Source organism: bacterium, from assembly GCA_021159335.1.
Classification (GTDB): Bacteria; UBP14; UBA6098; order B30-G16; family B30-G16; genus JAGGRZ01.
The window spans coordinates 1-6,670 of record JAGGRZ010000016.1; the positions used below are offsets into that span (position 1 = coordinate 1).

The following is a 6,670-nucleotide window of genomic DNA, read 5'->3' on the forward strand; positions in this document are numbered from 1 at the left end:
TAAACTTTTGCCTTGGTTTCCTTGACAGCAGCGGGAACGCTCATTGCGCCAGCGAGACGGTAGGCGTTTGCAATACATGTTCCACGACATATTCGTTCACACCATGCACAACAACATGTCAAAATTTATGGATGCCTGATACTGATACCACTACATCAGACACCGTGTGGCACGGTTTTGTGCTGATGTTCTGGATGAAGGATTCATCAAAAGGCTATGCTGTATCAGATACGCATTATGTTAACACTCCTGGTTGGACTTTTGTCATTCCATGTGTTCATTGCACAGTTTGTGCCAGTTGCTCAACCATAGCAGGTGTTCATCTTTGGGCTAATAATTTCATGAATGTGAAAAATCGTTATGGGACGCCGCTTACAGTCGCCTCTGGTGATTCTATGTTCGTCAAAATATATGTGATCGATACTATGTTCAAAAGTTATACTACATATCAAGATTCCGGAGTTTACTACCTCGACTCGGTCCTCACGCCGACATCCTCTATGGTTGAGTGGAAGGTTGTGCTGATAGATACAAGTATGTTATCACATGCAGTAGGCACAACTTCCGTAGACTTGTTATCTCCTTCCATTAATCCAGATAGTGGCTTTGTAAGTGATAATTTCCATTTTGAAATAACCTATAAAAGCAATCCATGGAACCTCCCGCCAGCGGTTATAAAAGTCGTTATAGACGGCACAGACTACGACAGCATGGCGCAAGTCGACCCCACCGACAGCAATTATACAGATGGCGCCGAATTTTTCATCACATTGCCCGGAAGTGAGTTCGGGCGCGGAACACATGAATTTTACTTCTACGCCGAGGACGATTCCGGCGCAAACGACCAAACCGACACATTCACTTTCGTTATTCTAAACACTCCACCGTCAGGCGGCACGGCAACACTATCGTGGACACCCGCCACAGACCCACCGAGAACATATTCCACTATATTCTGCAATGTTGCTGGTTTCACTGACCCCGATTCAGATGCGATAACATATGCGTATAGATGGTATGTTAATTACTCGTTCGTCGGTATAACATGGGACTCGTTACCTGGCACATATTTCGAAAAGGGTGACACAGTTTATTGCCTCGTGTATCCATACGACGGGTTCGACTTCGGAAGTGTGGTATCAAGCGACACGATAATAATCGAAAACACACCGCCACTCCCACCTGAGATAACCATCGACCCGGACACTCCATACAGTTCCGATGACATAGCAGCAGTAATAATCCTTCCAGGAAGCGACATCGATGGCGATGCGGTAACATACATATATAATTGGTATCTTTTCCTGCCAACGCCCACGCTAATGTCCACCGCATCAACCTTGGACCACAGCTTAACTAATCCCGGGGATGTATTGATGCTCGATGTTATACCCTTCGATGGCGAGGATGTCGGCGATACATCAACTGTATTCTTCTTCATCGATGAACCGCACATTTATGATGGCTATGTCACCCCCGATTCCGGACACGCTTACTCGACTCTTTTCACATTCGGCGTGACATACTTCAACAATCATAACTACCCACCCGAAAGCATAGTAGTTATAGTTGATGATTCGCTTGTATTCCCACTATCACCCGCTGACCCTACCGACCACGATTACACCGACAGCGCTTCTTACAATGTCACCACGATGCTTGGTCCAGGACCGCACCAGTTCAGGTTCTTTGCCGTTGACGACCACGGTAACCAATGCCCACCACTTGGACCATTCGACGGACCGGTAATGACCAACGAGTTGCCCGTAGTGGATAGCGTAATATTAATACCAGACCCTGCAACGGTTTGCGATACGATATTTGCAATCGTTGGCTGGCACGATGACGATGGCGACGCCGTAACTCTTCAATACGATTGGTTCGTAAATGGCGCTGCCGTGCCTGCATGGAACGAGGATTTCCTTCCACCGACCATGTTTAATCGCTATGACACCGTATGGTGCGTGGTAACACCGTTTGACGGCTTCGAACTCGGGGCAGCGATAAGCTCAGATACACTAATAGTAAGCAATTATGCGCCCGTAGCCGATAGCGCGAGAATAAGGGTAATCCCGCCGCCACCTACCGAGGTATCAATTCTCAGGGCAAGGGTTTTCGGCGTATTCGACTGCGATGGCGACCATGTGTCGATATCGTATCAATGGTTCATAAATGGTAACCCGCTTGTCATAAGCACACCGACAAGATGGATTGATGGCCGTGTCTTCGACCATGGCGATACAGTCTATTTCATCGCACTAATGACCGACGGCATAGACACTACGGAGATAGCTTCACCACCGGTGGTAATTCAAAACACACCGCCAGAATTCGACCTCGTGGCAATCCACCCCATGTTCCCTCGCACCGATGACACACTGTTCGCGATAGTTGATGCACACGACATAGATGATGACTCGATAATAGTGAGCTACAAATGGTACCGGAATGGAGTGCTGGTTTCGAGGAACAGTTTTATTCCACCAGAAATGACCAGCCACTTTGAGCACTGGACGCTCGTCGCCACCATCCACGATGACTTCGACCCGCACACCACATTAACGGACTCAGCAAGCGTCACCATACGCAACACTCCGCCAGCTTTCCTGCCATTTGTGGACACTGTAGTTGTGGCAGGCGAGAACTATTTCTCACGCCTCAGGGCATTCGACATTGACATGGACCCGTTAAGATTCGGCTTGGTTCGCGGTCCCGACGGATTGACAATTGACCCGGACGGAGTTATACACTGGAATGTCCCCGACACGGATGCAGTGATTCGATATAACTTCAGAGCACGAGTAACGGACGGATACAGCACCACACGCTGCAGTTTCAGGTTGTGGTCCTATCCCATAACGGCGCCGCTTTTCGCACCTCGCAACCTGGTTGTTACCACCGGATATTCGGGCTTCATACCGCTTTCCTGGGAACCACCACTTGCGTTCGATTTGCCCGTGCCACCAGTACCGTTTGAGGGCTACGAGGTCTGGCGGAGCCTTAGACCCGACTCAGGATGGGAACGCATAGCCACGACATTCGTGCCCAACTACATCGACAATGATGTGACACCGTATATAGTCTACTACTACAAAATAGTTGCCATCTACTCACTTGGCTCAAGCCATGAATCCAACATCGACCACGGTTTCGCCGTTAGCGGTCCCAGCACTGAGTGGTATTCAAACTTCACATACAGACTTCCGCCCGTCTGCGATGGCGAGATATACGATGTAGAGTGGGAAGACGCGTCGCGATTCACCTACAGTTCGTCAAGCAGGTTCGAAATAATGTTCAAGCACACTCTTAATTACCTCTACATTGCCGTTATAGCTTACGGAGACACTATTCTTTCCGATAACGATGCGCTCTACATTTCCATAGATGACAACTTTAACCGTCGCTGGCCCACTGGTTCTCCGAGCAATGAAGGCGAATACAGACTACAATGGTCGAGACACCGCCCTGAGCTAACATTCCAGGGCATCTGGGGCGACTTCCCCACAGGCATAGGAAGGGATACGCGCATCTCACCCCCCAGCTTGCAGGGTGGCGCATCGGATGATGAAGGATATGTCACATATGAGATAGCAATACCTCTTTTCGGAACAGCTGCCGAAAGAATAAATATAGCAAGGCTTAACACATGGATAGGCTTAAGAATAGCAGCCTATGATGCCGATGCGGGCGAGTGGGTTAAAATAATTCCCTCAGGCTCAGACGCTGAGGACCCGGCGAGCTTCGGCTCGCTTTACCTCGGACCTGGTGAGGGTCCCGGGAACCTGTGTGACCTGCCGAGAGCTATAAACGCCACCGTTAGAGAGGGTGAAACGGCACTCCGATTTTTCACCATAAGAAACTGCGATGGTGGCTACTTAAGCTACGACATTCAGGAACGCTGTGCATTAGTGCCAACGAGATTACTTAGAGCAACAGAACACAGCATAATAGCCTTCGTCGATTCTAATTCGCTTATTCCGAGAGCACTGGCAACGATAAGCTATCCGGCGGATATATTTACGGACCCAGATGCATTCTGCACAGCAGCGAGCGGTGGCGATTACGAGCTCGTGATAGTTTCCGCTGACTCGATACCATCCTCAAGAGTTTGGGACGGTGTTGAAAGAGCTCTCAGGCATCACGCCAAGGTTCTGATACAGACGCCCGACCTTGATAGTTACAGGAATCACCTCCTTTGGGGTGCAATGGGTGTTGCTATAGGTAATGACCTTGGTTCAAGGCCGAGCGCTATAACTCTCGACCTTCCAGGGCATCCTTTCTTCAGACTGCCCATGCCTACTACTGAAGCATTTTTCGACACTATGCCCGGCGCCCCCGATTATGGCGACTGTGTCATCCCGGGACCCCACCAGGCCATAGCAACATTCGACAGGTTACCGTATCCAGGAAACGGCGCTATAGTAACCAATTTCGCAACTACATTCGTTATAAACGCAATAAAACTTTCAAACACCGCAGATGCCGATACTGACGGAATCCCCGACGCTCTCGAATTGCTGGTTAACGAAATTCTCGCCCTAAAACCGTGCAACAATGTAGAGTGGCTTGACGAAGAGCCAACCGCTGGAACACTCCCCGGACACGCCTCGCAGGTTATAACAGTTACATTCGATGCCACCCATCTTACTGCTGGACATTACTACGCATTCCTTATGGTCCACACGAATGACTTCCACCACCCGCTAAGCTTCATACCGGTCCATCTTCAGGTTACAGAGCCAGAACCAAGACCTTTGATTCTTTGGTTCAACCCGGAGACACTCTTCTCCTGTCACGACCGCGATGCAGCTGTCGACATAATGATAGACAGCCTTGAAGCCATGCGCATAAGAAACTTAATCATTACCGTCGAGAACGACCCTGCGATAGCGCAGCCCGTGGATGTCGTTGCCCGTCAAGGTTCGCTTGTTACATTTAGCGTTGGTCCGGGAAGAATAACCTTCGAGATAACCAATCCATTCCCGCTTCCCGGCGGTGGACCTCTCGCAACGGTATTTTATCGCGCACAAAGGAGCGCAGAAATAGGTGAAATAACACCGCTAACTATAACCAATATTGAACACAACACCGATGCCTATGTAACCGATACTGTAATAACAAACGGTAATCTTCTTGTTTGGGGCTGCGACGAGCATTGGCGTGTAATCCTCGACTTCGAATGTGGCGGCAGACACGACACCGTTATACTTGGCGTTGAACCGCGAGCTACATCATGGTTCGATAGTATGTGGGACGAGGATAATACTCCATTAGTGTCCTGGTTCGATGCTTATACAGTTACTCCGTGGGACACCTTGCATCAGCGGCTTGCAGCAGACATAAGGAATTCGCGGCAGGTCATGATAAGCTGGCGAATACACACAGGAGATTCTGCAGGAACACTTAACTGGTCGTTCCCTGATTTCGTAAACCTTACCGAGATGGGCGCGCTCTATCTTGTTGATGGGGCAAGAAGAATCGACATGAAAACGGTGCGCACCTACGATTATAGCCGCCGCGCAAGGCTGTGGGTTATCTATCGCGGTGATGCTGCGGTGCCGTTCAGATTTGGCATAGTTCCAGGATTCAGCATGATATCGCTTCCGATAAGGATTTCTGGCAGCCCAGATGCTCTGTTCCCCGGAAACTTCGGTTGTTGGTCATTCGATGCAGAACATAATACATGGGAAGAAGCGACAAACATGATACCGGGTGTCGGCTATGCGTTGCTGCATCGCGAGCACAGGGTGTTCGAATACTGGGGTCACCCGATACACGAACTCGAGCTTGAACTCGCTCGCGGCTGGAACTTTATAGGAACCATCTACGACCCTGTAAACTTTACCGACCCCGACGATGTCCCCGACGGTGCTATAATAGGTATGCCGTATCACGCATGGTATTTCGACACATCCTCCGGAACATATGTCGGAACGGATAATCTCATTCCCGGTCTCGCATATTTCGTGCTCTCCAATGTTGATGGCGCAAGGTTATATTTGCCCGGCGGAGGTCATGGCGGCGGAACGAAAACATCGGCAAAGTCACAGACAGTAGCAACGATAACGAAGGATGACCTCACGCTGAAACTCATGCTCGGAGAAGGCATAAAAGAAGCATTCATGCCGCCAACGCCGGATAAACCAGCCAACTACAAAGCATATATTGATTATAACGACATTCCTGCCAAAGCTGTTGCCACAAGTGGTGAGTGGATACTGGTGGTTCTTGAGGACGGCGAATATGAAATAAACCCGAAGGCTTGTTATTCGCTCATGATAGATGGAAAACCTGCATCAGGAAAGACATATCTTTCGCTCGGTGCCCACAAAGTGGTGCTCAACAGCAAAATTAAGCCTGCTGAACCCATATTAACAGACTTTGCCCCTAACCCATTCAACGCCAAATCAGTAATGACCATATGGCTGGGCAGCGAAGCGCATGTCCAAGCCGATGTCTATGACATATCGGGCAAGCTCATAAGAACTATTGAGAACAATATGCTCCCCGGCGGCTACCATAAGCTAATCTGGGACGGCACAGATGATGAGGGGAAAACGATGCCGAGTGGTGTTTACATGGTGAGAATATCAATAGGTAAAAAGCATTACATCAAAAAGCTCATCCTTGCCCGTTAGTTCAGTCCTGTATCCCCTCCCTTCACCCCCCT

General features: G+C 49.4%; 1 protein-coding gene. It reads left to right on the forward strand.

Translation table 11 applies throughout. From position 1 onward, the window contains the following. The first annotated feature begins 131 nt into the window (after nucleotides 1–131). On the forward strand, nucleotides 132–6,638 hold the full coding sequence (locus J7J62_01265; GenBank protein ID MCD6123788.1) for a T9SS type A sorting domain-containing protein: 6,507 nt from the start codon (nucleotides 132–134) through the stop codon (nucleotides 6,636–6,638). Nucleotides 6,639–6,670: the final 32 nt, after the last annotated feature.